This window comes from Oceanitalea stevensii, assembly GCF_014837105.1.
Taxonomy (GTDB): domain Bacteria; phylum Actinomycetota; class Actinomycetes; order Actinomycetales; family Actinomycetaceae; genus Oceanitalea; species Oceanitalea stevensii.
In genome coordinates, this window is record NZ_JACSPO010000005.1 from 45,037 (window position 1) to 69,131 (window position 24,095).

The 24,095-nt window shown below is 73.1% G+C and carries 30 protein-coding genes; all 30 read right to left on the minus strand.

Features of this window, described 5'->3' with window-relative positions; genetic code table 11:
• Window positions 1-35: 35 nt before the first annotated feature.
• Window positions 36-1,628, minus strand: coding sequence for a methyl-accepting chemotaxis protein (locus H9624_RS10230; protein WP_307784953.1), 1,593 nt, complete (start codon window positions 1,626-1,628; stop codon window positions 36-38).
• Between the two features lie 274 nt (window positions 1,629-1,902).
• Window positions 1,903-2,142 carry a carbon storage regulator CsrA gene (csrA, locus tag H9624_RS10235; protein ID WP_251839797.1) on the minus strand — a complete coding sequence of 80 codons (240 nt, stop codon included), beginning with the start codon at window positions 2,140-2,142 and terminating at the stop codon, window positions 1,903-1,905.
• A gap of 10 nt (window positions 2,143-2,152) precedes the next feature.
• A complete protein-coding gene (locus H9624_RS10240) occupies window positions 2,153-2,479 on the minus strand; it encodes a hypothetical protein (RefSeq protein WP_251839798.1) in 327 nt (108 codons plus the stop codon).
• Window positions 2,469-4,526, minus strand: a complete 2,058-nt coding sequence (locus H9624_RS10245; RefSeq protein ID WP_251839799.1) for a flagellar biosynthesis protein FlhA — start codon at window positions 4,524-4,526, stop codon at window positions 2,469-2,471. The genes H9624_RS10240 and H9624_RS10245 overlap by 11 nt, the downstream gene beginning before the upstream one ends.
• Window positions 4,523-5,623 (minus strand): EscU/YscU/HrcU family type III secretion system export apparatus switch protein, encoded by a 1,101-nt coding sequence (locus tag H9624_RS10250; RefSeq protein WP_251839800.1) that lies wholly within the window; start codon window positions 5,621-5,623, stop codon window positions 4,523-4,525. The genes H9624_RS10245 and H9624_RS10250 overlap by 4 nt, the downstream gene beginning before the upstream one ends.
• Window positions 5,620-6,372 carry a flagellar biosynthetic protein FliR gene (locus H9624_RS10255; protein ID WP_251839801.1) on the minus strand — a complete coding sequence of 251 codons (753 nt, stop codon included), beginning with the start codon at window positions 6,370-6,372 and terminating at the stop codon, window positions 5,620-5,622. Before H9624_RS10255 ends, H9624_RS10250 begins: the two co-directional genes overlap by 4 nt.
• Window positions 6,373-6,375: 3 nt before the next feature.
• A complete protein-coding gene (locus H9624_RS10260) occupies window positions 6,376-6,648 on the minus strand; it encodes a flagellar biosynthetic protein FliQ (protein WP_251839802.1) in 273 nt (90 codons plus the stop codon).
• Complete coding sequence (gene fliP / locus H9624_RS10265; RefSeq protein ID WP_372435134.1) at window positions 6,648-7,463, minus strand: flagellar type III secretion system pore protein FliP; 816 nt, start codon at window positions 7,461-7,463, stop codon at window positions 6,648-6,650. The genes H9624_RS10260 and fliP overlap by 1 nt, the downstream gene beginning before the upstream one ends.
• Complete coding sequence (locus H9624_RS10270; RefSeq protein WP_251839803.1) at window positions 7,460-7,861, minus strand: FliO/MopB family protein; 402 nt, start codon at window positions 7,859-7,861, stop codon at window positions 7,460-7,462. Before H9624_RS10270 ends, fliP begins: the two co-directional genes overlap by 4 nt.
• Window positions 7,858-8,538 (minus strand): flagellar motor switch protein FliN, encoded by a 681-nt coding sequence (gene fliN, locus H9624_RS10275; protein ID WP_251839804.1) that lies wholly within the window; start codon window positions 8,536-8,538, stop codon window positions 7,858-7,860. The genes H9624_RS10270 and fliN overlap by 4 nt, the downstream gene beginning before the upstream one ends.
• On the minus strand, window positions 8,535-9,386 hold the full coding sequence (locus tag H9624_RS10280) for a flagellar motor switch protein FliM (protein WP_251839805.1): 852 nt from the start codon (window positions 9,384-9,386) through the stop codon (window positions 8,535-8,537). The genes fliN and H9624_RS10280 overlap by 4 nt, the downstream gene beginning before the upstream one ends.
• A 141-nt stretch (window positions 9,387-9,527) precedes the next feature.
• Window positions 9,528-10,016 carry a flagellar basal body-associated FliL family protein gene (locus tag H9624_RS10285; protein ID WP_251839806.1) on the minus strand — a complete coding sequence of 163 codons (489 nt, stop codon included), beginning with the start codon at window positions 10,014-10,016 and terminating at the stop codon, window positions 9,528-9,530.
• A gap of 1 nt (window position 10,017) precedes the next feature.
• Complete coding sequence (locus H9624_RS10290) at window positions 10,018-10,857, minus strand: OmpA/MotB family protein (protein ID WP_251839807.1); 840 nt, start codon at window positions 10,855-10,857, stop codon at window positions 10,018-10,020.
• Complete coding sequence (locus H9624_RS10295; RefSeq protein ID WP_251839808.1) at window positions 10,854-11,630, minus strand: motility protein A; 777 nt, start codon at window positions 11,628-11,630, stop codon at window positions 10,854-10,856. Before H9624_RS10295 ends, H9624_RS10290 begins: the two co-directional genes overlap by 4 nt.
• Window positions 11,630-11,899 (minus strand): flagellar FlbD family protein, encoded by a 270-nt coding sequence (locus H9624_RS10300; protein WP_251839809.1) that lies wholly within the window; start codon window positions 11,897-11,899, stop codon window positions 11,630-11,632. The genes H9624_RS10295 and H9624_RS10300 overlap by 1 nt, the downstream gene beginning before the upstream one ends.
• Before the next feature lie 101 nt (window positions 11,900-12,000).
• Complete coding sequence (locus H9624_RS10305; protein ID WP_251839810.1) at window positions 12,001-13,203, minus strand: flagellar hook protein FlgE; 1,203 nt, start codon at window positions 13,201-13,203, stop codon at window positions 12,001-12,003.
• Window positions 13,204-13,221: 18 nt separating this feature from the next.
• Entirely contained in the window at window positions 13,222-13,686 is a 465-nt protein-coding gene (locus H9624_RS10310) for a flagellar hook assembly protein FlgD (RefSeq protein ID WP_251839811.1), read from the minus strand.
• Window positions 13,687-13,697: 11 nt separating this feature from the next.
• Complete coding sequence (locus H9624_RS10315) at window positions 13,698-14,903, minus strand: flagellar hook-length control protein FliK (protein ID WP_251839812.1); 1,206 nt, start codon at window positions 14,901-14,903, stop codon at window positions 13,698-13,700.
• On the minus strand, window positions 14,903-15,523 hold the full coding sequence (locus H9624_RS10320) for a C40 family peptidase (protein WP_251839813.1): 621 nt from the start codon (window positions 15,521-15,523) through the stop codon (window positions 14,903-14,905). Before H9624_RS10320 ends, H9624_RS10315 begins: the two co-directional genes overlap by 1 nt.
• Window positions 15,520-15,948: a flagellar FliJ family protein gene (locus H9624_RS10325; RefSeq protein ID WP_251839814.1), complete on the minus strand. Its 429-nt coding sequence runs from the start codon at window positions 15,946-15,948 to the stop codon at window positions 15,520-15,522. Before H9624_RS10325 ends, H9624_RS10320 begins: the two co-directional genes overlap by 4 nt.
• Window positions 15,948-17,288, minus strand: coding sequence for a FliI/YscN family ATPase (locus H9624_RS10330; RefSeq protein WP_251839815.1), 1,341 nt, complete (start codon window positions 17,286-17,288; stop codon window positions 15,948-15,950). The genes H9624_RS10325 and H9624_RS10330 overlap by 1 nt, the downstream gene beginning before the upstream one ends.
• Entirely contained in the window at window positions 17,285-17,911 is a 627-nt protein-coding gene (locus H9624_RS10335) for a FliH/SctL family protein (RefSeq protein WP_251839816.1), read from the minus strand. The genes H9624_RS10330 and H9624_RS10335 overlap by 4 nt, the downstream gene beginning before the upstream one ends.
• Complete coding sequence (fliG, locus tag H9624_RS10340) at window positions 17,901-18,908, minus strand: flagellar motor switch protein FliG (protein WP_251839817.1); 1,008 nt, start codon at window positions 18,906-18,908, stop codon at window positions 17,901-17,903. The genes H9624_RS10335 and fliG overlap by 11 nt, the downstream gene beginning before the upstream one ends.
• The gene (gene fliF, locus H9624_RS10345) at window positions 18,905-20,464 is read right to left on the minus strand and encodes a flagellar basal-body MS-ring/collar protein FliF (protein ID WP_251839818.1); all 1,560 of its coding nucleotides are present in this window, start codon (window positions 20,462-20,464) and stop codon (window positions 18,905-18,907) included. The genes fliG and fliF overlap by 4 nt, the downstream gene beginning before the upstream one ends.
• Window positions 20,464-20,772 carry a flagellar hook-basal body complex protein FliE gene (gene fliE, locus H9624_RS10350; RefSeq protein ID WP_251839819.1) on the minus strand — a complete coding sequence of 103 codons (309 nt, stop codon included), beginning with the start codon at window positions 20,770-20,772 and terminating at the stop codon, window positions 20,464-20,466. Before fliE ends, fliF begins: the two co-directional genes overlap by 1 nt.
• Window positions 20,772-21,170 (minus strand): flagellar basal body rod protein FlgC, encoded by a 399-nt coding sequence (locus tag H9624_RS10355; protein WP_251839820.1) that lies wholly within the window; start codon window positions 21,168-21,170, stop codon window positions 20,772-20,774. The genes fliE and H9624_RS10355 overlap by 1 nt, the downstream gene beginning before the upstream one ends.
• Complete coding sequence (flgB, locus tag H9624_RS10360; RefSeq protein WP_251839821.1) at window positions 21,170-21,514, minus strand: flagellar basal body rod protein FlgB; 345 nt, start codon at window positions 21,512-21,514, stop codon at window positions 21,170-21,172. The genes H9624_RS10355 and flgB overlap by 1 nt, the downstream gene beginning before the upstream one ends.
• A gap of 321 nt (window positions 21,515-21,835) precedes the next feature.
• Window positions 21,836-22,162: a hypothetical protein gene (locus H9624_RS10365; RefSeq protein ID WP_251839822.1), complete on the minus strand. Its 327-nt coding sequence runs from the start codon at window positions 22,160-22,162 to the stop codon at window positions 21,836-21,838.
• Window positions 22,162-22,566, minus strand: a complete 405-nt coding sequence (gene fliS / locus H9624_RS10370) for a flagellar export chaperone FliS (RefSeq protein WP_251839823.1) — start codon at window positions 22,564-22,566, stop codon at window positions 22,162-22,164. The genes H9624_RS10365 and fliS overlap by 1 nt, the downstream gene beginning before the upstream one ends.
• Window positions 22,567-22,574: 8 nt before the next feature.
• Complete coding sequence (fliD, locus tag H9624_RS10375) at window positions 22,575-23,927, minus strand: flagellar filament capping protein FliD (protein WP_251839824.1); 1,353 nt, start codon at window positions 23,925-23,927, stop codon at window positions 22,575-22,577.
• Between the last annotated feature and the right edge of the window lie 168 nt (window positions 23,928-24,095).

Genomic DNA, 24,095 nt, shown 5'->3' on the forward strand with positions numbered 1-24,095 from the left:
GTTGTGAGACGTCCGTCCCGAGGAACGTCTCCGGCTCAGTGCGTGAACTGCGCGACGCGGGCCTGCAGGTCGGCTGACATCCGGGCGAGCTCGTCGGCCGCTCCGTTGAGCTGGCCGAGGACCTCGGTCGTCGTCACCGCGGCGGTGGCCACCCCCGTGATGCTCGTCGCGATCTCCCCGGAGCCCGTCGCGGCCTCGGTCACGCTGCGCGCCATCTCGTTGGTCGTCGCCGTCTGCTCCTCCACCGCCGAGGCGATGGTGAGCTGGTAGTCGTTGATCTGTCCGACGATGCGCGAGATGTCCTCGATCGCGTCCACCGCGCCGGCGGTGTCGACCTGGATCGCCGCCACCCGCCGGGCGATGTCCTCGGTGGCCCTGGCCGTCTCCTGAGCGAGGTCCTTGACCTCCCCGGCCACCACCGCGAAGCCCTTGCCGGCCTCGCCGGCGCGCGCGGCCTCGATCGTGGCGTTGAGCGCCAGCAGGTTGGTCTGCTCGGCGATGGAGGTGATGACCTTGACGACGTCGCCGATCTCCCGGGAGCTCACTCCCAGCTTGGCCACCGTCGCGTTCGTGGCCGCCGCCACCTCGGTCGCCTGGTTGGCGACGCGGGCCGCGTCGTTGGAGCTCTGCGCGATCTCCCGGATGGAGGCTCCCATCTGCTCGGCCCCCGCCGCGACCGTCTGCACGTTGCTCGACACCTGCTCGGCCGCGGCCGCGGCCACGCTCGCCTGCGTCGAGGTGTCCTCCGAGGTCGAGCCGAGCTGACTCCCGCCCGCCGACAGCTCCTCCGCGGCGGCAGCCACCGCCTGCGCGGTCCCGGAGACCTCACCGACGAGTGCGCGGAGGTTGGTCTGCGCCGTGTCCAGCGCCTGCGCCATCTGCCCGACCTCGTCGGCGCTGTCGATCTCCGCGCGCACGGTGAGGTTCCCGGCCGCCATCGCCTGGAGCGCCGTGCGCATCCGGCTCACGGGACGGGTCACCGAGCGCTGGGTGAGCCGGCTGATCCCCAGGACGAGGGCCAGACCCACGAGGGCGACCACGAGACTGACGGACTCCGACGTCGCCATCGCGTCAGAGAGGTCCTCTCCCGCGTCGGCGGTGGCGGCCGCGGCCCCGTCAGCCACGGCCGCGACGGCGTCGTCGGTCAGGGCGTTGGCCTCCTGGACCTCCTCCCAGCGCGATGCCGTGCCCTCCGGGTCGGCGATGGCGTCGTCGATGAATGCCGCCGTCGTCACGAGGTACTCGCGGAAGGTGGTCTCCAGGTCCGCCACCTCCGCCGCACGGGCTCCCTCGAGCGGCAGCGCGGTCAGCTGACCGAGGAGGGCCTCGACCGTGGCGGTGTCCTCCTCGAGGGCAACGACCTGCTCCTCGGGGGTGTCGCGGACCAGCACCATGTAGGCGCTGACCTTGAGCTCGCTGGCACGGGTGTCCAGCAGCAGCACGCTCTCCTGGAGGCGTTCCTCGAGGGCCACCCGGGCGGCGGCGCGCTCGACGCTGCCGTTGCCGACGACCGTCGCGGCGAGGAGCCCGCCGAGGGAGAGGACGACCACCCCGACGAGCAGGGCGAACTTGAGGCCGATGGGCGTGTCGGCGAAGCGGCGGCGCCGCCGCGGCATCGGTGCGGGCACCGAACCGTTCCCGGGGGCGTGCCAGTGAGGAGTGCTCGGGTGTTCTGGAGCCAACGCGACCATGCGGGTGTCCTTGCGTCCGGGCGGCCTGGCGTCCCCGAGGACCCGTCAGGGTGACGTCGGCGACCTCACCGACCTGGCCCGGAACGAGTCCGACCAGCGCACGTCCTGACGATCCCCGCCGGTGCCACGCAGCGCTTCGTGCGCTTCCTGCGCACACTCCTCACCTTCGGCAGGACGTGCCTGGTGTTGAGCGGTTGGGTCCGCCTGGCGCTCAGTCCTCGGACGTGGGCGGACGCAGCGCCCGCAGCGCGTCGAGGTCGGCGTCGTCGGCGCGGGCCGCGTCGCGGTTGGCCTCCTCGACGGCGCGGAGCACCTCGGCGCGGTTGACGGTCACGTGGCGCGGGGCGGCAATGCCCAGCCGGACCGTGTCGCCGCGCACATCGACGACGGTGAGGACGATGTCCTCGCCGATGACGATCTGCTCGCCGACCTTGCGGCTCAGTACCAACACGCGCTCGACCCTACCGTCCGCCCCGGCTCTTGGCCGACCTGGCGCTCGCGGCGCGTGCCGCGCGGCTGGCCTCCGACTCCATCCGCTCGGCCGCCTCGGCGGCACCGAGGAGGTCGTCGATGCCCGCCGGACGGGCCGCCGGCCGGGCCGGCGCCGGTGCCCGGCGGGTCGGCAGCCGCGTGAGCGTGGCGACCTGCGGGTCCGGCACGGCCACGGTCACCTCGTACCACTGGCGCATGAGCAGCCCCTTGCGCAGCCGCTGGGCGCGCACCACCCGGCCACCGAGCTCCTCGGCACGCGCGAGCAGCTCGGTCAGGTCGGGACCGTCAAGCAGCAATCGCCTGTCCGACACCCACGGCTCCCACGGTCTCGATGGTCAGCGACGTGCCCGTCACCTCCGTGTAGGACAGCACGGGAAGGCGCGGGACCGCCAGCCCCGCCACGCGGCGCAGCGCCGGGCGGATCGCCGGCGAGCACACGAGCACCGCCTGGCGACCGGTCGCCTCGAGGGTCTCCACCTGGCCTCGGAGCGAGGCGAGCAGGCCCTCGACGCGGTCCGGCGCGAGGGAGATCTGGGTGCCCTGCTCCCCCGGGCGCAGCGACTCGAGGAGCAGCTGCTCGGTGGCCGGCTCGAGCGTGAGGACGCGCAGGACCCCACCCTCGCGCTGGCGGTCGACGATGATGTCGGCGACCGCCTGGCGCGCCGCCTCGACGAGCCCCTCCGCGTCGGTGGACACCTTCGCCCGCAGCGTGAGCGCCTCGAGGATGCGGCCCAGGTCGAGGATCGGGACCTGCTCGGCGAGCAGGCCCTGGAGGACCCGCTGGACCTCGCCGAGGCTGAGGATCGCGGGGACCAGCTCCTCGACGACCGAGGGGTTGGTCTGCTTGAGGCCCTCGACGAGCACCCGCACGTCCTCGCGGCCGAGCAGCCGGTCGGCGTGGGTGGAGGCCACCGAGGAGAGGTGGGTGATGAGGACGGACACGCGGTCGACGACGGTGGCCCCGGCCATCTCGGCGCTGTGCCGCATCTCGGTGGGGATCCACTTGCCGGGCAGCCCGAACACCGGCTCGACGACGGTGCTGCCGGGCAGCCCCTCGAGGCCCTCGCCGAGCGCGAGGACGCGCCCGCGCGGTGCCGTGCCGCGCGCGACCTCGACGCCGGAGAGGCGGATCGCGTAGGTGCCGGCGGGCAGGTCGACGGAGTCCCGGGTCCGGACCGGGGGCAGCACGTAGCCCATCTCCAGGGCGGTCTTGCGGCGCAGCGCCCTGACCCGTCCGAGCAGGTCCTGGTCGGCGGAGCCGCCGACCATGTCGACGAGGTCCGGTGCGAGGAGGACCTCGAGCGCGTGGACGCGCATCTGCTCGATGAGGGCCTCCGGCGTCTCCGCGGCGGGCTGGAGCGCCGCGGCGGTCTCGGTGGCGGCGTCGGCGTCGGCGACCTCGTTCTCCTGGGCCTTCATCCGCTGCGCGAGGACGATGAGGACCGCGCCGACGGCGATGAACGGGACCTTGGGGATGCCCGGGACGAGCGCGAGCACGATGGCGGCGCCTCCGGCGATCGTCAGCGCCGTACGCGACTGGGTGATCTGGTTGGTGGCCGTCGTGCCCATGTCGGACTCCGACGTGGCCCGCGTGACCACGAGGCCGGTGGCGACGGACATGAGGATGGCCGGGATCTGGGTGACGAGGCCGTCACCGACGGTGAGGAGGGAGTAGGTCTCGATGGCCTCCCCGGCGGTCATGCCGAGCTCGACCATGCCGATGACGAACCCGCCGACGAGGTTGATGACCGTCGTGATGATGCCGGCGATCGCGTCGCCCTTGACGAACTTCGCGGAGCCGTCCATCGCGCCGTAGAAGTCGGCCTCGGCGGCCACCTCCGCGCGGCGGCGGCGGGCCTCGTCGTCGTCGATGGCGCCGGCGTTGAGGTCGGCGTCGATGGCCATCTGCTTGCCCGGCATGGCGTCGAGGGTGAAGCGCGCCCCGACCTCCGCCGCTCGCCCGGCGCCGTTGGTAATGACGACGAACTGGATGACGACGAGGATGAGGAAGATGACGAGCCCGATGACGATCGAGCCGCCGACGATGAAGTGCCCGAAGGCGTTGATGACCTCACCCGCGTAGCCGTCGCGCAGGACGAGGCGGGTGGAGGCGACGTTGAGCCCCAGCCGGAAGAGCGTCATGACGAGCACGAGCGCCGGGAAGATCGAGAAGTCGAGGGGCTTCTTGATGTACATCGTCGTGAGCAGCACGAGCATCGCGCCGACGATGTTGACCGCGATGAGGACGTCGAGCAGCGGCGCCGGCAGCGGGATGACGAGGAGCAGGATGATCCCGACGACGGCGGCCGGGGCGGCGAACTGGGTGACCTTGCCGTTCTTCATCGGCTGTCCTTCCTGGGCTGGGGCATGCGGTGGGTCCCGGTGGCGGCGCCACGACGGCGCAGGGACATGACGAAGGCGAGGACACGTGCGACGGCCTCGTAGAGGTAGTCGGGGACCTCGTGGCCGACCTCGCACATCGCGTTGAGCGTGCGGGCCAGGGTGATGTCCTGGACGACGGCGACCCGGTGCTGGGCCGCGCGTTCACGGATCTTGGTGGCGACGTGGCCCTGGCCCTTGGCGACGACGCGCGGGGCGCCCTTGCCGGGCTCGTAGCGCAGCGCGACGGCCACGTGGGTGGGGTTGACGACGACGACGTCGGCGTCGGCCACCGCGGCGAGCATGCGGTTGCGGCTCATCGCGCGGGCCTTGGCGAGCCGCTGGCCCTTGACCATCGGGTCGCCCTCGGAGCGCTTGTGCTCGTCCTTGATCTCCTGCTTGGACATGCGCGTCGTCTTGCGGTTGCGGCGCATGACGACGAGGAGGTCGACGGCGGCGAGCGCGAGGCCCGCGGCCACGCCCCACGTGAGGAGGGTCTGGATGCGGGAGCCGACCTCGCCGAGGATCTGCATGACCGACAGCTGGCCGGACTGCGCGACGATCGGGATGAGGCCGACGATGGCGGAGTACATCACGGCACCGACGACGAGAGTCTTGAGGAAGGCCTTGACGCCCTGCCACCACGCCTGCGGACCGAAGAGCCGCTTGGCCCCCTTGACGAGGTTGAACTGCTCGAGGCGGGGCTTGAGCTTCTTCGTCGAGATGTGGACCCCGCCCTGCGCGACGCCCGCGACGACCGCCGCGAGCGCGGCGACGGCGAGGAGCGGCGCGACGGCGAGAGCGGCGTTGAGCAGCCCGTCCCCCAGCGCCTGCACGGCGAGCGCCGGCTGGGGTGAGGCGATGACCTCGCGCAGACCGAGCACGTGGCCCGCGGCGGCGTCGGAGCCCCGCGTGATCACCATGGGCAGGGTGAGGACACCCGTCCCGACGACGACCCACGCGCTGAGGTCCTGGGACTTGCCCAGGCTCCCGTCCTTGCGGGCCTTCTTCATCCGCTCCGGGGTGGCCTTCTCGCTCTTCTCCCCTCCGGTCTGGCTCATCGCACGACCTCCCCGATGCCACGGATCGCCTGGTCGGCGAGCCAGTCGACGACGCCCGGCAGCGCTGCGAGCGTGACGGAGCCGAGGGTGAGCGTGATGAGGATCTTGAGCGGGAAGCCGAGGGCGAAGGCGTTGAGGGCGGGGGCGACGCGGGTGAGCAGGCCCAGTCCGACGTCGGCGAGGAAGAGGACGGCGATGAGCGGTCCGGCGACCTGGATGGCCGCGAGGAAGAGCTGGCTCACGCCCTCGGCGAGCTGACCGGCGAGGGCGCCGAGGTCGAGCATCGCGCCGAGCGGGAGCGCGTCGAAGCTGCGGGCCAGTCCGCCGACGACGAGCTGGTAGCCGTCGGAGACGAAGAGGAGGACGACGGCGATGAGCTGGTAGAAGCGGCCGAAGGGGCCGCTGTTCGTCATCGTCATCGGGTCCAGCGCCTGGCCGAGCTCGAAGCCGCCGAGCATGTCGATGAGGCGCCCGGCGGACTGGACCGCCGAGAAGATGAGCGAGACGAGGACACCGAGGCCGGCGCCGGTGACGGCCTCCGACAGCGCCATCGCGATGAGCGTCGCGGCGGTCACCTCGACCGGCACGGTCATCGAGGAGGCCAGCGCGAGCGCGAGGCCCACCCCGAGCATCGCCTTGACGGTCGCGGGGATCGCGCGGTGGTTGAAGGGCGGGGCGATGACGAGGAAGACGGTCACCCGCACGGCCGCGAGGATGACGGGGAGCACGACGAGGGCGGCGTCGTCCACGCCTCAGCCGCCCAGGAGACCGGGGATCCGGTCGAAGAGCTCGTGGGTGGTGACGACCAGCTCGGAGATCATCCAGTTGCCGCACACGACGATCGCGACGGCGACGCCGATCGCCTTGGGCACGAAGCTCAGGGTGATCTCCTGGATCTGGGTCACCGACTGGAGCAGGGAGACGGTGAAGCCGACGACGAGCGCGGTGACGAGGAGCGGGGCGGCGAGCTTGGCGGCCAGCCCGAGCGCCAGGGTGGCGATGTCGATGACGTTCGCGGTGTCCACTAGTAGCTCCCCACCAGCTGCGTGATGATGAGGCCCCAGCCGTCGACGAGGACGAAGAGCAGGATCTTGAAGGGCAGCGAGATCATCGAGGGCGGCAGCATCATCATGCCCATCGCCATGAGCGCGGACGCGACGACGAGGTCAATGACGAGGAAGGGCACGAAGACGACGAAGCCGATGATGAAGGCGGCGCGCAGCTCGGAGAGCATGAACGCGGGGATGAGCGTCTGCATCGGCACCGTCTCGGGACTCTCCGGGTTGGGCATGTCCGCGGCGCGGGTGAGCAGCGCGAGGTCCTCCTCCCGGGTGAGGCCGACCATGAACTCCCGCAGCGGCACCTGGGCCGCCTCGAGGGCGGCGGCGAAGTCGATCTGCCCGTCGAGGTAGGGCTGGACGGCGGCGCCGTTCACGTCACCCAGGACGGGGGACATGATGAAGATCGAGAGGAACAGCGCGAGCCCGGCGAGCACCTGGTTGGGGGGCACGCCCTGCAGCCCGAGCGCGTTCCGGGTGAGGGCCAGGACGACGAAGATCTTGGTGAAGCTCGTCATCATGAGGAGCAGCGAGGGCGCGACACCGAGGAGGGTGAGGGCGAGGAGCGCGATGATCGACGTCGAGGGGGTGCTGCCGGCGACGTCGACGTCGATGCCCAGGCCCGGCTCGGCCGGTGCGGCCGGCGCGGTCGGGTCCTCGGGGGGCGCCGGGGCGCCGTGCGCCAGGGTCGCACCGAGGACGAGCACGGCCGCGGCGAGGGCGAGGACCGCCAGGGCGCGAGGCAGCCAGGCCGCACGCGGGCGGCAGACCGCGGCGATCACCGGCGGACCCGGCTTCGCAGGGCCTGCCACGAGGTGCGCCACGTGTCCGGGGACAGCACCGAGCCGCCGAGGGCGGAGGGCTGGGTGGACAGTGGCGCGGGCACGGAGGACTCCGGGCCCTGCGGGCCGTCGTCCTCGAGGACGAAGGGGGCGGACTCGAGCTCGGTGAGGAGGCGGACCTCGGTGTCGCTGACGCCGAGGACGAGGGTCCGCCCGGCGACGTCGACGACGGTGATGCCGGAGCGGCGTCCGAGGTTCTGCCGGCCGAGGACGGTGATCGGCAGCCGCCGGACGGCGCCCCCACCGGCACCCAGGCGGCGGGCGAGGAACCACAGCAGCGCGAGGACGAGTCCCAGCGAGACCGTGACCCGCAGCGCGAGCTCGAGCGTGTCGCTCACTGGGCCGAGGTCTCCGACACGATCTCGGTGATGCGCACGGCGTAGTCCTCGTCGACGACGACGATGTCACCGCGGGCGACGAGGCGGCCGTTGACCATGACGTCGGCGGGGCTGCCGGCGGCGCGGTCGAGCTCGAGGACGGTCCCGGGGGTGAGGGCCAGGACGTCGCGCAGCGGCATGCGGGTGCGGCCGATCTCGGTGGTGAGGGTGAGCTCGACGTCGTACAGGACGCGCATGCTGCCCGGCGTCAGCGGGGCGCTGCTCACCGGGGCGGCGGTGGACACCGTGCGGATGCCGAACCAGGCCTGGACGCCGCCGCCGGCGGTGAGCGCGTAGAGCTGGACGTCGCGGCCGGTGAGGGCGTCCCCGGCGGGCCGCTCCTCGGCGGCGCTGAGCACGCCGGTGCCGAGCCGCTGGGAGGCCGCCTCGAGGGCGGGGCGCAGCGCCTCGGCGAGGGTCAGCGCCGCGGCACCGGCCATCGCCTCCGCGACGGCCTCCTCGGCGACGACGACGAGCTCGGCGCTGCCCTGGCCGACGAAGCTCGCGACGACCGCGACGGCCTCGGGGGCCGGACGCTCACCGGGCTCGGCGGGGCGGGCGACGAGCGGCTGGGACGACGGCAGCAGCCGCGCGAGCTCCTCGGCGACGGAGTGGGTGTCGACGGTGGTGGTGCTCATAAGTTCTCCTTGACGTTGACGACCAGCCCGGCGAGGCGGGACCCGTTGGTCCCGGCGACTGCCTGGGCGAGGACGCGGTCACCGACCACGACGTCCATGGGCTGGGAGCGGGGGTGGTGAAGCGGGAGGAGGTCGCCCACCGCGAGGCTGACGACCTCCCGGGGGTGGACGGGCACGGGGGCCATCCGGACGGCGACCTCGACGGGCGCGTTCTGCACGGCGCGGTCGAGGAGCTCGCGCTGCTCCTTCTCGGCGGCTTCCTGGGAGGCGCTGCGCTGGTCGGGCGCGCTCTTCTCGCGCAGCGCCGTGATGATGCCCTCGGCGGGGGCCATGAGGGTCGCCGTGGCGTGGTGCTCGCCGGCGGAGATGGAGAAGCTCGCGGTGATGACGGTCGTCGTCGCCGTCATGAGCTGGAGGGCCTGCGGGGAGTGCTGGAAGCTGCGCAGGTCGACGTCGACGGCGACGATGCTCGCGAAGGCGTAGGTGAGGTCGCCCAGCACCCGGGTCATGAGGTCCCCGAGGAGCGCCTGCTCGATCTCGGTGAGCTCCCGGTCGGGGACCGCGCCCGGCTTGCCGGGGCCGCCGAGCATCTGGTCGACCCAGGTGAGGGCGCTCTCCAGCGGGAACTGGACGATGGCCGGGCGCCGGTTGCGCCCGACGGCGCAGACGACGAGCGTCGTGGTCGGGGGGAGGCGGCTGATGTACTCGTCGTACGTCTGCAGGCCCACCGCCTCGAGGGAGACCTGGGTGGGCACGCGCAGGCGCGCCATCAGCTGGTTGGACCAGTGGCGCGCGAAGGTGCCGAGCGCCACCTCGAGGGTGCGGGCGTGCTCGCGCGCCAGTGTCATCGGCCGACGGAAGTCGTAGACGACCGTGCCGTCAGCACTGGGAGAGTGGGGAACCGTCACATGTGTCCCCATCGGCGCCGCCGGGGCGATGTTGAGGAGTCGGCCCCGGCGCCCGGCCTCAGCCGCCGGCAGCGCGCCGCGTCACTGCGTGACGAAGTCGGTGAAGTAGACCGCGAGCACCTCTCCCTCGTAGGCCTCGACGAGCCGTTCGGACAGCTCGGACTTCAGCTCCTCACGCCGCTCCGGGTCGTTGACCTCGGTGACCGTGCGGCCGGTGAAGAGCGCGATGGCGATGTCCGTGGCCTGCGCCGTCGCCACCTCCTCGACCTCCGCGACGAGCTCGATCGCGAAGCCGAGCCGCAGGTAGTGCCCGTCGGCGAGGTTGATGTTGCGCGGCTCGATGGCGACCGTGTCGCCGGGCTCCGGCTCGACGGGCGCGGCCGGCTCGGACGGGCGCAGGAGCACGAAGGCTCCGGTGGCCACGACGGCGAGCACCGCGGCGAGGACGACGATCAGGCGGCCGCGGCCACGGCGGGGCGCGGCCTCCGGCTCCGGGGCGGCGGGGGCCGGGGCGGCCTGACCGCCTCCGATCTTGCGGGACTGGGCCCCGATCACGCGCTTCTCGGGCATGTCAGGCTCCTTCCATGTCGTGAGCGGCCTGGGGCAGCAGGGTGCGGATCGACTCGGGCTGGTTGCTCAGGACGACGACGTCGACGCGCCGGTTGAGGTCGAGGGCGTCGGGGCCCTCGGCGGCCGGGTAGGCGTCGCCGTAGCCGATGGCCCGCACCCGGGTGGGGGCGATCCCCTCGTGCTCGACCATGCGCCGCAGCACCTTGGTCGCCCGGTCCGCGGAGAGCTCCCAGTTCGTGTCGTAGGGCTCGGTGTAGGGCAGCGGGTTCGCGTGCCCCTCGAGGAGGATGTCGTTGTCCAGGGGCCGGAGGGTCGCGGCGATGGTGTCGACGACCTCGAGCGAGGTCCGCGGCATGGCCGCGCTCGCCGGGGAGAAGAAGGTGTTCTCGCTGACGAGCCCGATGACGAGCCCGCGCTCGGTGATGGAGAAGCGGACCTCGTCCTCCAGGCCCTCCTTCTCGAGGTCGGTGCGGATGCTGTCGCGGACCGCGTCGAGGGCCTGGACCTCCTGCCGCGCCAGCTGCCCGGGGTCACCCGGCAGGGCGGAGAGTCCGGCCGCGTCGTCCACCGGCGACACGTCGACGGACGGGGAGTCGGCGCCGTCGAGCACGCCGTTCGAGCCGTCGACGACGGTGACGGCAGGTGTCGCGTCCCCGAAGCCGGCGGCGAGGGACTGGCGCAGCTCGCTGAACTTCTGCTGGTCGACCTGGCTGATGGCGAAGAGCACGATGAACAGGCACATCATGACGGTGACCATGTCCATGTAGCTGACGGTCCAGCGCTCGGAGTTCTCCTCCTCTTCCTCCTCGTGTCCGCCGCGGCGGCGGCGCGCGGAGCTCACGCCGCCTGCCCCGCGTCGTCGACCAGCTCGCCGGCCGGGACCATGCTGCGCAGACGCTCGCCGACGGTGCGCGGGTTGGCGCCCGCCTGGAGGGCGAGGAGCCCCTCGAGGCTGATCTCCATCTGCGCGCACTCGAGGTCGGAGATGCGCTTGAGGCGGCTGCCGATGGGCAGGAAGACGAGGTTCGCCGAGAGGATGCCCCACAGCGTGGCGACGAAGGCCGCGGCGATCATCGGGCCGAGGGTGCTGGGGTCGGAGAGGTTCTCGAGCACGTGGACGAGCGAGATGACCGTGCCGATGATCCCGATCGTCGGGGCGTAGCCGCCCAGCGCGTTGAAGAAGCCCGAGGCGACGCGGTCCTGCGCACGCTTGGTGTCGATGCGGTCCTCGAGCATCGTGCGCAGGTCCTCGGGGTCGGCGCCGTCGATGGCGGCCATGAGCCCGTCGCGGAGGAACTCGTCCTCGACGTCCTGCGCCGCGTCCTCCAGGGCCAGCAGGCCCTCCCGGCGCGCCCGGTCGGACAGGGCGACGACGGCGGCGATGGTGGCGCCGCGCTTGGGGGCCTTGGCGGTGAAGGCCTTGGGCAGCGTCTTGAAGGCGTGGATCGCGTCCCGCAGCGCGCCGCCGGCGATCCCGGCGCCGAGGCTGCCGATGAACACGATCGCGAGCGGGCCGGGCAGCAGGATGGCCGAGAGGTGGACCCCCTCGGCGGTCATGAGGAAGAAGACGCCACCGAACGCGATGGCGAGCCCGATGAGAGTTGCCGGATCCATCATTCCCCCTGGGGTCGAGTCGGCAGGGGAACCACGGGGCGCAGCTCGGGGCGGCCCACGGGGGGCTCCTCGGGCGGCTGCAGCGCGCGGGAGATGACTCCCGCGCGGTACTCCTGGACCATCGCGACGACGTCAGGCATCGTCTCGGCGACGAGGTAGCGCGTGCCGTCCATGAGCACGAGGATCGTGTCGGGAGTGCACTCGATCCGTTCGATGAGATCAGGGTTGATCGCGAACGGTTGTCCGGTCAGACGGGTCACGGTGATCACGGGTCGGTTCCATCCTGGTTGCTTCGGGCCCTTCCATGAGCCCTGCACACTGCCTATCGGCCGCCGGGCCCGGACCTTGAGGGGTCCGGGCCCGCCGGGCGTCAGCGCTTGAGGTTGACGAGCTCCTGGAGGAGCTCGTCGGAGGTGGTGATGATGCGGGAGCCGGCCTGGAAGCCGCGCTGGGCGATGATGAGGTTGGTGAACTCCTGGGAGAGGTCGACGTTCGACATCTCCAGCGCGCCGCCGGTCAGCGCCCCGCGGCCACCCTGACCGGCGGCCCCCACGGTGACGTCCCCGGAGTTGACGCTTGCCCGGAGCATCGAGCCGCCGACCTTCTCCAGGCCCTCGGCGTTGGCGAAGCTGCCCACGGCGACCATGCCCACGGCCCGCTTGAGGCCGTTGGAGAAGGAGCCCATGAGGGTGCCGTCGGCGTTCATCGAGAAGGACTGCAGGACGCCGGCGCCCTGACCGTCCTGGCTCGCCGCCTCGACCGTGGTGAGGGAGGCGAAGCCGGTGAGGCCGCTCATGTCGAGGTCGATGGGCGCGCCGGCGACGGTCACGCGCGGGACCGTGACGTTCTGCAGGCCGCCGCGGGCGTCGAAGGCGATGGTGCCGGCGCCGAGCTGGGTGTCGCCGTCGAGGACCTGCACGTCCCACGTCGCGCCGGGCGTGGTGGAGCGCAGCGTGTAGCGCACGTCCAGGGAGGTGGCGGTGCCGTCGGCGGCGTGGACGTCGATGCTGCGCAGCAGGCTCGTGCCGGTCTCCGCGTCGGAGGGCAGGTTGCCGGCGAAGGTGACGGTGCTCGTCGCACGGGCGCCCATCGTCGTCGACACGGGCAGCGAGAGGTTGGTGAGCGGTCCGTTGGCGTTGACGACGCCGTCGGCGTCCGCCGCCCAGCCCATGACCTGGGCGCCGGAGGAGGTGACGAGCCGGCCCAGGCCGTCGAGGGTGAAGGCGCCGGCGCGGGTGTAGAGCTGCTCGCCGCCGGAGCTGACGACGAAGAAGCCGTCGCCGTCGATCATCATGTCGAGGCTGCGGCCGGTCTGCTGCGCGGCGCCGGGCGTGAAGTTCGTGCTGATGCCGGCCACGCGCACGCCGAGGCCGACCTGCGCCGGGTTGGTGCCACCGTTGCCGGCCTGCGGGGCGCCGGGCGCGGTGAGCATCTGGGACAGCGTGTCCTCGAAGCGCGTCTGGGAGGCCTTGAAGCCCGTGGTGTTGGCGTTGGCGATGTTGTTGCCGGTGACGTCGAGCATCGTCTGGTGCGAGCGGAGGCTGGAGATGCCGGAGAAGAGAGAGCGAAGCATGGTCGGGTGTCCTTCGGGTCAGGCGGCGGGGTCGGTGGGGGTCCCGCCGGCGGGCGGGGTGGCGGACGGCAGGGCACCGACCGTGGCGAGCAGGTTCATCGGGACGACGGCGTCGCCGACGACGGCGCCCGGGGGCGTGACGGAGAAGTCGACGGCGCTGACGACGCCGCTGTGGCGCACACCGTCACCGTCGAGGTAGCTGACCTCCTTGCCGACGAGCTCGGTCGCCGAGCTGCGCATCTGCAGGTGGAAGGCCTCCTGCGTGAGCGTGGTGAGCTCGGTGAGCTGCTCCATCGTCGACAGCTGGGTCGTCTGGGCCATGAGCTCGCTCGTCGAGAGCGGCTCGGAGGGGTCCTGGTAGCGCAGGGAGGTGACGAGCAGCTGGAGGAAGTCGTCCTTCTTGAGGCCGCTCGCCGGCGGCGCGGACGCGGCCTGGCTGGTGGGGGTCGGGGTGTAGCCCGCGGAGACGGGGTCGATGGGCATGGTCGTGCTCCTTAGGCGAGGAGGTCCAGGCCGCCGTGGCGGACGGGCGTGGTCGGGGTGGGTGCCGGAGCAGCCGTGGTGGCGGGACGCTCGCCGTCCCGCGCGGGGGCGGGCCTCTCGGCGGGGCCGCGCTCCTGGCTCTCGGAGCCGAGGTCGAGGTCGGCGCGCAGGCCGGTGGCGGCCAGCTCGCGGCGCAGGTCGCTGAGAGCGCCCCGCAGCGCGTCCTTGGCCGCGTCGGTCATGCCGTGCAGCTCGATGCGCACGCCGTCGGCGCCGATGTGGGCGGAGACCCGGACGGGGCCGAGGTCCTCCGGGTCGACGCGCACGTGGAGGACGTGGTGGCCCTCGGGGGCGGTGCGCAGACGGGACAGGGCGGAGGCCAGCTGCGTGCCGAGCGGCTGCTGCGGCGGGGCCGCGGGGGCGGGCGCGGCGGGCTGCTCGGCGCGGGCGGCGCCGTCCGTGCGCGCCGGCTGGTCCACGCGGACGGTGCCCTCGACGGCCAGCGTGGGGCTCTCGGGCGCCGTGCGGGCCTGGTCGGTGGCCACGGGCGCCGCGACGACGGCGGGCACCGCAGCCGGTGCCGGTGCCGGGGCGGTGCCGGCGGGCTCGGCGGGCGCGGTGACGACGGCGGGAGCGCCGGGGGCCACCTGCGCCGGATGCGAGGTGGGCTCGGGGTCCGTCACGGGTGCGGGGGCCACGGGTGCGGAGGTCACGGGAGCGTCGACCTCGGCCTGCGGTCCGGCGGGGGCGGCGGCAGGAGCACCGGCCGCGACGGGCGCAGCGGGCGTCACGGGCGTCCCCGCAGCGGGCTCGGCAGCCTCGCCGGCGGTCGCCGGAGCGGCGGGCAGGTCCGCGGCCGCGACGGCCGCGTCCGTCAGGGCCGGGGCGACGGCCGGCACCGGTGCGGTCGTCGGCGCCGCACCGAGGACCGGTCCGGATGCGGGCTCGGTGCCCTGCTGCTGCTCCGTGCCGACGGGCCAGCCGGGGACGACCAGCAGCTCGAGCACGGGCGCAGCGGTGGCGTCACCCTCGGCGCTCTCCCCCCCGAGGGGCGCGGTGGGCCCGGCCTCGGGTGCGTCGGCACCCGCGGCGTCGCCGGTGACCGCTGCGAGGCTGGCGGCGAAGGCGTCGCCGCTGCCGCTTCCGCTGCGGCCGGCGGCGGGGCGGCCGGTGGCCGCGGGGGCCGCGGTGGGTGCGGTGGGGACGGCGATGCTCATCAGGCCCCCGTCGGCAGGACGCGGCGGATGGTCGTGGGCGGCGTCGTCATCTCGGCGAGCTTGACCTTCTCCCCCGGGTAGGGGGCGTGGATCCACTTGTTGTCACCGGCGTAGATGCCGATGTGGCCGCCGCCGCGGGTGACGACGAGGTCACCGGGCCGGGCCTGGTCGATCGAGGGCACCTCGGTGCCGATCTTCATCTGGTCGCGGGCCACGCGAGGCACGTCCACGCCGAGGTCCTTCATCGCGAGCTGGACGAGCCCGGAGCAGTCCAGGCCGCCCTCGGACAGGCTCTCCCCGCCCCACACGTAGGGCACGCCGAGGTACTTCTTGGCCGACTCCACGAGGGCGTCACCGGTCCCGGGTGCGGCCGGGGTGGCGGCGTCGGCCGCGGCGGCGGGGGCCGCCGCCGTCGTCGTCGTCCCGCCGGTGAGGGCGGAGGCGACGGAGGAGGCAGCCGAGGAGGCGCCGGTGGCGGCCTCGCTGGTGAGCGCGGCGGCGAGCACGCCACCGAAGTCGGACACGGGCTGCGCGGTGGTGGTCGTGGGGACGGGCTGGCTGACGGCGCTGATCGCGCCCTGCAGCTCGACCATCCGGGCCTGGACGGCGGCGATGCTCATCGGGCGGCCTCCCGCGAGCGCACGCGCTGGGAGGCGACCTCGTCGAGGGTGACCTGCTCGGCGTGGTTCGCCTCGGCCTGCTCGGCGAGGCGGTGACGGTCGGCGAGCTTGGCGATGGTCGTGCTGCGGCGGCGGGCCGTCGACCACGCCCCCTGCGCGGCCTGCTCGTCGGCCTGGGCGAGCTCGGCCACCGTGGCGGCCTCGACGGCCGACGCGCTGGCCGCGGCCCGGGCGGCGACGGCCGCCTGCCAGCTGAGGACGTCCACCTGGGTGGGCAGCCTCGCGCTGTCGAGAGCGGCGAGGGCCTGCGCGGTGCGGGAGTCGGCGGTGCGCCGGAACTCCCGGCGCTGCACGAGGGCGGCCGTGGCGCGGTCCTCCTCCATCTGGCGCAGCCGTGCCACGCTCTGCAGCCGGAACGGCTTCATCACATCACTCCCATTCCCGCGACGAGCGCGCTCAGGTGGGCCCAGGACTGCTCCGCGCCGACCGTCTCGGCGACGTCCTGGCGGAGGAAGGCGTCGATCGCGTCGGCGTGTGCGACGGCCGCGTCGACCCTGGGGTTGGAGCCGGCGACGTAGGCGCCGACATCGATGAGGTCCTGCGCCTGGCGGCGGGCCGCCAGCACGGAGCGCAGGGTGGTGGCCGCGGCCCGCTGCTCCGCCGTCGTCACCCGGGAGGCGACGCGCGAGATGGAGGCGATGGCGTCCACGCTGGGGAAGTGGCCGGTGACGGCGAGCTTGCGGTCCAGGACGACGTGCCCGTCGAGGATGGACCGGGCCGCGTCGGCGATCGGCTCGTTGTGGTCGTCGCCGTCGACGAGGACGGTGTAGATGCCCGTGACGGAGCCGGTCGAGCCGGTCCCCGCCCGCTCGAGGAGCTGGGCGAGCATCGAGAAGGTGGACGGCGGGTAGCCGCGGGTGGCGGGCGGCTCGCCGACCGAGAGGCCGATCTCGCGCTGGGCCATGGCCGCGCGGGTGAGGGAGTCCATCATGAGGACGACGTCGGTGCCCTGGTCACGGAAGTACTCGGCGACGCGGGTGGCGGTGAACGCGGCCCGCAGGCGGACCACCGGCGGCTCGTCGGAGGTGGCGACGATGACGACGGAACGGGCCAGCCCCTCGGGACCGAGGTCGTCCTCGAGGAACTCGCGCACCTCGCGGCCGCGCTCACCGACGAGGCCGATGACGTTGACGGTCGCGTCGGTGCCGCGGGCGATCATCGACAGGAGGGAGGACTTGCCGACGCCGGAGCCGGCGAACAGGCCCAGCCGCTGGCCGCGGCCGGCGGTGACGAGGGTGTCGAGGACACGCACGCCGAGGGACAGCGGCTGGTCGACGCGGGCGCGCTCCAGCGCGGAGGGTGCCTGCGCGGTGACGGGCACGGAGTCCTCGACGCGCAGCGGGCCCTTGCCGTCGATGGGCCGGCCGAGGCCGTCGAGCACGCGCCCGAGCAGCCCCTGGCCCACACCGATGGTGAGCGGGTGGCCGGTGGAGCGGGCGGGGGCGCCGATGCGCAGCCCGTCGACCGGTCCGAGCGGCATGCAGCGGCTGGAGTCGCGCCCCAGGCCGACGACCTCCGCGCCCACGGTCCAGCCACCGGCGTCGATGTCGACGAGGTCGCCGACCGCGAGGGGCAGGCCGGTCACCTCGACGGTGAGCCCGACGACGGAGCGGACCACGCCGACCCGCTGGGGCCGGGCGACGGTGAGGGCGCGCTGCCAGCGTCCGGTGGGCCGGGCGGTGGGCGCCGCGAGCTGGACGGTCACTCGGTGACCCCCAGGGCCTCGCGGACCCGGGAGAGGGCGGCGTCGACGCGCGCGTCGAGGTACCCCTCCTCGAGCTCGCTCACCGCGTCACCGCGCCCGAGGGTGGGGTCCGCGACGAGCTCGACGCGGTCGGGGACGTGGAGCTCGGCCGGGAGCGAGCCGAGGGTCGCGGTGAGGTGGGCGAGGTCCGCGGGGTTGAGCCGGATGCTGACCAGGCCCTCGTCGCGCACGGACAGCGCGCGGCGCAGGGCGGACCGCGCGGACGCGTCGCCGTCGCGCAGCTCGGCGCCCAGCACGGTCTCGGCGAGGTCGACGGCCGCGCGGGTCAGCGCGTCCTGCGCCTCGGTGAGGACAGGCGCGGAGCGCCGGCGGGCGGCGTCGGCGGCACGGGCCAGCGCGTTGAGCGCCTCCTGTGCCGCGGTCGCGGCCTGCTGGGCGCGGGCGGCCAGCTCCTCCGCGGCACGGCGGCGCTGGTCCTCGGCGTCCTGGGCGGCGGCCCGGGTCCCGGCGGACCAGCCGGCGGTGTACCCGCTGGAGTAGCCGGCCGCCACGGACGCCGCCTCGGGGCGGGAGGCGTGGAGGGGGGTGAACACGGGACCCGTGTGGGTGGCCTCAAGAGACATACTCGTCCTCCCCGTCCCGGCGCACGACGATCTGGCCGGACTCCTCGAGCGCGCGGATGACCTTGACGATGGCGCCGCGGGCGTCGTGGACCTCCGAGAGGCGCACCGCACCGGCGATCTCCATCTCGTCGACGAGGTCGAGGCGGGCGCGCTCGGACAGGTTGCGCTTGATCTTCTCGGTGAGCTCCGGGGACGTGCCCTTGAGCGCGAGGGCGAGACCGCTCGTGTCGGTCTGGCGCAGGACGAGCTGGACGGCGCGGTCGTCGAGGTGGATGACGTCCTCGAAGGTGAACATGAGGCTGCGCACCTGCTCGGCGAGGGCCTCGTCGCGCTGGCCGAGCTCCTCGAGGATCTGCTTCTCGGTGCTCGGGTCGGCGCGGTTGAGGATCTCGACGAGGGGCTGGATGCCGCCCACCGCCGTCGTCGTCTCACCGGCGGTGAGGACGTGGCCGGCGCGCCGCTGGAGGCTGTCGGCGATGGTCGACACGGCCTCCGGGCTGGCCTGCTCCATCGTGCCGATGCGCATGGCGACGTCGGCACGCTCCGCGGGCGGGAGCCCGGCCATGATGGCCGAGGCGCGCTCGGGGCGCAGGTGGGCGAGGACCACGGCCATCGTCTGGGGGTGCTCCCCGTTGATGAGCGACAGGACCTGACGGGCCTCGGCCTGCTGGAGGAAGTCGAAGGGCTGCCCGGCGAGCAGGGTGGTGAGCCGCCCCATGACGAGGCTGGCGCGCTCGACGCCGAGGGAGTCCTCGAGGAGCCGCTGGGCGTACTCGAGGCCACCGTGACCGGCGACGGGAGCGCCGCCGTTGGCCTGGTCGTAGAACTCGACGAGGACCTGGTCGGCGATGGCGGTGGGCACCGTCTCCATGCGGGCGATCTCGGCGGAGATCTCCTCGACCTCCTGCTCGTCGAGGAGGGCGAGCACCTTGGTGGCGCGCTCGTGGCCGAGCTGGAGGAGCACGACGGCGGCCTTCTGGGGGCTGGTGAGGTTCACTGCTTGACCGCCATCCACTGGCGCAGGCGGTCGGCGACCGCGCTCGGGTCCTCGTCGGCCATGGCGACGACGCCGAGGCGGGCGGCCTCGGTCGCGTCCGGCTCGATGACGCGCATCTCGGGCGCGGGCTCGAGGATGCTCGTGTCCGGCTCGAAGGGCTCGGGTGCGGGCAGCTGGCTGACCTCGAGCTCGCCGAGGTCGATGTCCTCACGGTTCCGGCCGCGCCGGGCGCGGCGCAGGATGGCGAGGAGGACGACGAGCAGGACGACGGCGATGAGCCCGCCCCGGATGAGGGCGTCACGCTGGGCGGCCGCGGCGGCAGCCGCCTCGGCGTCCGCCTGCGCGTCGAGCGCCTGCTGGGCGGCGTCCGCCGTCGAGGTGTCGAAGGCCATCTGGGCGACGGCGACCTGGTCGCCGCGCTCCACGTCGATGCCCGCGGCCACCGCGACGATGTCCTCGAGCTCCTCCACGGTGATGCCGGCGGCGGCGACCGAGTCGACGACGACGGACACCGACTGGCGGGTGACCCCGCCAGGGGTGACGGTGGTGAGCTCGGTGACCTTGTTGACGGCGTTGTTCGTCGTCGCGTCCTCGCGGGTGTAGTTGCCGGCGCCGTCGCCGTTCGGCACGGCGATGTTGTCCGGGCCGAGCACGCCGCCGACGGCCTGGCCGCCGCCCTGGTACTCCTCGGTGCTGCGGGTCTCGCTGAGCGGCGGGGTGCCCTCCGCCGGGGTGAAGGTCTCGCTCGTGCGCTGGGTCGCGTCGCGGCCGAGCTCGGCGTTGACCGACACGACGGCGTTGCCGGCGCCGACCACCCGGTTGAGCATGGTCTGCACCTGCCCGGCGACGCGCTCCTCGTACTCGGTGGCGCCGTCGGGGCCGCCACCGCCCGGGGAGGTGGTGAGGACGGCGCCCTCGGAGTCGACGACCGACACGTTCAGCGGGTCCATGCCCGCGACGGCGGAGGAGACGAGGTTGACGACCGCCTGGACGGAGCCGGAGTCGATGGTCTTGCCCGTCTCCGCCTGGACGAAGACGGAGGCGGTGGGCTCGGGGGCGGTCTCGGTGAAGACGCTCTCCTCGGGCAGGGCGAGGTGGACCGTCGCGGTGGAGACGCCGTCGAGCGCGCGGACCGTCTTGGCGAGCTCGCCCTCGAGGGCGCGCTGGTAGCTGACCTGCTGCTGGAAGTCCGAGCTCGTCATGCCCATGTCGTCGAGGAGGCTGTAGCCGCCCTCCTCGGTGGGCAGGCCCTCGGCGGCGAGCGCGATGCGCTGGTCGTAGACCGACTCTGCGGGCACGAGGACCGTGGCGCCGCCGTCGGTGAGCTCGTAGGTGATCCCGGCTGCCGTCAGCTGGTCGACGACGGCGGAGGCGTCCTCGCCGGACAGGCCGCTGAACAGCGGGCTCATCGTCGGCCGGTTGGCCCACGACGTCGCGACGACGATGCCGAGGACGAGCGCGGCGATCCCGATGACGGCGAGGGTCTTCTGGGGAAGGCTGAACTCCCCCACCCGCTCCTTCAGACGCGTGAACGCGCCGGTGACGGCGGCGGGCATCAGGCCTGCATCCGCATGATCTCGTTGAACGCGTCCACGGCCTTGTTGCGCAGCGCGACGGTGAGCTCGAGCGCGACCGCGGCCTCCGTGGCGGCGATCGTGTAGTCGTGGACGTCGTCGAGGTCACCGGTGACGGCCTTGAGCGCGAGGTCGGAGGAGACCTCCTGCTTCTGGCTGACGCCGTCGATGGCGGAGGCGAGGACGGAGCCGAAGGCGCTGCCGTCGCTCGTCGCGGCCGGGTCGACGGCCTCGAGGCCGTCGAGGAAGGCGGTGGGCGAGACGGCGGAGATCGCGTCGATCGCGGGCATCAGTTTCTCCCGATCTGGAGTGCGGACTGGTAGCTCTCCCGGGCTCGGTCCACGACCGCCGCGCTGGCCTGGTAGCCGCGCTGGGCCATGATGAGCTGGGTCATCTGGCTGGACATGTCGACGTCGGGGTAGCGCACGTACCCCTCCTCGTCGGCGAGAGGGTGGTCGGGCTCGTGGACCAGGCGGCCCTCGGCGCTGCCGAGCTCGATGCCGGCCACCTGCGCGCCGGCGGGCTCGCCGTAGCTCATCGCGGTGGCGACGACGTAGCGGGCCTGGAAGGCGGCGCCGTCGGTCGAGCTGGCGTTGTTGACGTTGGCGAGGTTGTCGCTGACCGCGTCCAGCCACTTGCGGTGGACGGTCATGCCGGTGGAGGCGATGCCGATCGCGTCGAAGGTCATCAGGCGCTCCTGATCGCGGTACGGATGGCGGTGAAGCCGCCGTCGATGGAGCGGGTCGCCACCTGGTAGCGCAGGTTCGCGTCGATGTTCGACAGCGTCTCGGTGTCGAGGTTGACGTTGTTGCCGTTCTCGCGCGTCGGCTCGAGCGAGCGCTCGATCGTCGCCTCGATGCCGCCGTCGCCGCCCGTGCGGACCGCGTTGGCGAGCGCGTCCTCGAACTGCACCCGTCCGGCGAGGAAGCCGGGGGTGTTGACGTTGGCGATGTTGTCGGCGATGACACGCTGGCGCAGCGAGAGCGCGTCGAGGGCGCTCTTCATCGCCACGGAGGTCACTGAATCGAACACGTGGGTCTAACCCCTTAGTGAAACTGCGGTACGTGCGGCCGATCCATGGCCTGGTGGCGAGCTATCCGTGCTCACCCATCCCTGATCGGCAGCCGTCGGGAACGTGTGAGGGGTTGATGGGGAGTTCTCCCCATTGAGCAGCGGCGCGCGCTCTGGCTGACTGGGAGCACCCCCAGACGCCGATGGCCGGCGCTTCCCGCTGCCCCCGGGACCCGGCCGTCGGCGCTTCTGTCGTGCCCGCCTTGCGGACATGCCAGAACACCGTGTGTCTTTCGGGTCCCATGAGGACCCGGAAGACACACGGTGCGTGTCTGGCGCCGGTCAGCCGGCGGCGTCGAGGTAGACCGGGCGGCGCGGCCCGCCTGCCCGGAGCACCTCGGTGAGGCGCGCCTGGCGCCGGCTGAGGACGAGCGCCTCACCCAGCCGCTGAGCGACCTCGACCTGACGCTCGAGGAGCAGCTCGGCACGGGCGCGCAGCGGCTCGGGCAGCGGCCCGAGGTCGGACGGCGGGGTCCAGGGGGCGGCGGGCGGGGCGACGCGGTCACCCGAGAGCATCGCCTCGGTCTCGGCGACGTCGAGCTCGAGCTCGGTGAGCGCGGCCTCCCACCGAGCGCGGAAGGCGTCCGGCGCCGTGACGGTCGCGTTCATCAGCCGACGGCAGCCGAGGACGTGACGCCGGTGCCCGGTGTCGCCGCGGCCTGGTGCCAGGCGTCGCGCAGGGGCGCGACGAGTGCACGGCAGGCGGCGACCTTCGGGGCGTCGTGGGTGACGTTGGCGGTGACGAGCTCCGCGTAGAGGTAGTTGTAGATCTCGAGGAGCTGGGCGCCGCCGTCCCAGGCGCTGACGTCCAGGCTGCAGCGCAGCTCGTGGACGATCTGCTGGGCGTGGCCGAGCTGCTCGTTGGCGCCCGCGCGGTCTGCTGCCTCGATGGCGGCGACCGCACGGTCGAGGTCGAGGAGCAGACGGTCGTAGAGCATGGTGAGCAGCTGCGCCGGGGAGGCGGTGGCCAGGGACTCCCGGCGGAACTTGGCGAGCAGTGCGGCCTGGTTCATCGGTTCTCCTACTGCCTGCTGGCGTTGAGGCCGGCGATCTGGTTGCTGAGCCAGCTCTGGGTCGAGTTGACGCGCGAGAGCCGCACCTCCATGGAGCTGAACTGCGCGACGAGCTGGGCACGCCGGGCGGCGAGCCTCTCGTCCCACTTGGTGACCTGGGTGCCGAGGTCCTTGACGACGGACTCCTTCGAGGTGATCTTCGTGGTGAGCGTCCCGTCCTTGGCGTTGGAGGCGCGCTCGGCGACCTCGCCCACGCGAGCCGCGACGGTCTGCATCATGGCCATGGTGCCCTGGGCGTCCTCGCTCATCGCCTTGTCGAAGGCGGCCTTGTCGAGGGAGACCTTGCCGTAGCGGTCCATGCTGATGCCGATGTCCGACGGCGACCTGCCGTCCACCGGGTTCGTCAGGGCGGACTGGACGTCGCTGGTGAGGAAGCGGATCGCCGAGTCGCCCGAGAAGAGACCGCCGGTGACGACGGTGTTGCCGGCGTCGTCGGTCTTCGTCGTCACCTTGGTGCGTGACTCGATCTCCGACAGGACGATGGTCACGTTGCTCACGAGCTCGTCGGCCAGCTTGCGCTGCGCCTCGGCGTCGGAGGTGACGGTGACCGTCACGGGGTCTGCGGAGACCTTGCTGACGGTGAGGTTGACGCCCTCGAGGACGTCGTCGAAGGTGTTCGTCGCGCTGGTGAGCTTGAGCGGCGTGGCCGAGGAGGGCCACAGGGCGATCTCCGCGTCCTGGGCCTTGACGACGGCGTTCGCCGCGGAGGCGACGGCGGTTCCGGCCGACGTGTCCGTGCCCGGGTGGACGGCGAAGGCGTTGTCCGCCCCGCTCCGACCCGTGAGCTGGAGCTGGTACGTCGCGTTCCCGTCGCCGTCGGTGCCGGTCCGCACCCTGGTGGCGCTCACGCCGGTCTTGGCGCTGAGCTCGTTGACGGCGGCGGCGATGTCGTCGGCGTGGGCGCTGGACGGGGTGATCTCGTGGCTCGTTCCGCCCACGACGATCGTGAAGGTGGAGGGGAGGTCTGCGGGCTTGAGCAGCGAGACCTGGCCGGACGCGAGGTGGGTGACGGAGAAGTCCACGCTGCCCGGCTTCGCGTCGGCTGAGGAGGAGACGGTGATCGCGTCTGAGGACGACGATGCCTTGGTCACCGCCCACGACCCCGCCTCGGCGACCTTCTTCGCTGCGGTCGCGAGGGAGGAGACCCGGCTGTTGAGGCCCTGGAGCGCCGTGACGAGGCTGGACGCCGCCGAGGACTTCTGCTTGAGCAGGACCTGCTGGTTGGCCTGGATCTTGACGAGACCGTCGATGATCGCGCCCGTGTCCAGGCCGCTGGCCATGCCGTCGATGCCGATGGTCATCCCGGCGTCCTCCCGTGGGGTTCGTGGTGGAGTGCGTCCGGCGGCCCGCCCGCATGGAGCGGGCCGCCGGTCAGTGCGGTGCTACCGGGCTGGGCCCGGTGGCGGTCAGCGCAGCAGCGAGAGGATCGACTGCGGCATCTGGTTGGCCTGGGCCAGCATGGAGGTGCC